Origin of the sequence: Vibrio sp. YT-17 (genome assembly GCF_033337375.1) — a bacterium.
Lineage (GTDB): Bacteria > Pseudomonadota > Gammaproteobacteria > Enterobacterales > Vibrionaceae > Vibrio > Vibrio alginolyticus.
This window is the reverse complement of sequence record NZ_JAWOQP010000226.1, coordinates 1-1,006: the sequence shown is the minus strand read 5'-3', so window position 1 is coordinate 1,006 and position 1,006 is coordinate 1. Positions and strand designations below refer to the sequence as shown.

General features: G+C 43.7%; 1 protein-coding gene. It reads right to left on the bottom strand.

Annotated elements, in window-relative coordinates; genetic code table 11:
• Positions 1-158 precede the first annotated feature (158 nt).
• On the bottom strand, positions 159-905 hold the full coding sequence (locus tag R7F67_RS25110; RefSeq protein ID WP_318057571.1) for a 3'-5' exonuclease: 747 nt from the start codon (positions 903-905) through the stop codon (positions 159-161).
• Positions 906-1,006: the final 101 nt, after the last annotated feature.

Genomic DNA, 1,006 nt, shown 5'->3' with positions numbered 1-1,006 from the left:
TTTAAATACTTTGTAGGAGTTTGAGTGATGATTAGTTCACATCACCAAGCACAAGTTTAAGTATATGTATTTTCTTAAAGTAGTAGCTCTCATTAGCATCTTAAAAGGAAACACCTCCATCGATCATTTGATGTTTTTGTGTTTAAGGTAAATAACCTTTATTGCCAAATAGCAGAAATTGGCATGTCTCGGTTAAAGTGATATTGCAACTGAGCTTGAAACAACTCTGCCGTCGCCAATGCATCCGTTAAAGCGTGATGCGGTTGATAAGTAGGCAGACCATATCGTTCCCGAGCATGCCCCAACCTCACTGACCCTGGCTTCTTACCTTTTAACTTGTTCCAGATGCCTGAGCATTCTCGGCGTTGAAGTGCATACTCGATATCCAACGTATCGACGACAGGAAATTGAATCCCTTCGCCAATGGTGTTTAAAAGCGCATTATAAAAAAACTGCCGCTCGATATTCTTGTAGTGCACCAGCACCATCTTGCCAGCGAGTGCATCCAAAATCTCACCTAGTATTTGCGTTAATTGGGGCGCGTTTTTCACTTCAGAATCCGTAATGCCATGAATAACGACAGACTCCTCATTAAGCTCTCGGTTCGGATTTACAATCCAATGCGCTGAACCACTGCACTGCACTCGGTCAATCGTAAACGGCACAAGACCAATGGTAAGAATGGCATCGTCTTCTGCATTTAAGCCCGTCGTTTCAAAATCTACCGAGACAAACGGCACCTCTTTTAATGGCGTATCCCCATTCACCATAGGAGTCGAATAGTATCGCTTCAACCGTTGATCTTGCGCTTGCTCTGCCAACTGCTCAAACAATACTGACCACTCCGGCGTTTGCGAAGTATCGAGCAGCGGTGTACTCGCCTTACTTTTTGCCAACCACATCATTTACTGCTTCTTTGGTAGCGGAACTTAATGAAGTTCTGCGCATTGCTTAGAATTTGGAATGCCGCTTTCAGATTACGACGTTCGAAATCGGACATGTTTTC

Bases quoted from the DNA above. Each gene is read 5' to 3' on its own strand.
- R7F67_RS25110 (WP_318057571.1), bottom strand. From the start codon at position 905: ATGATGTGGTTGGCAAAAAGTAAGGCGAGTACACCGCTGCTCGATACT.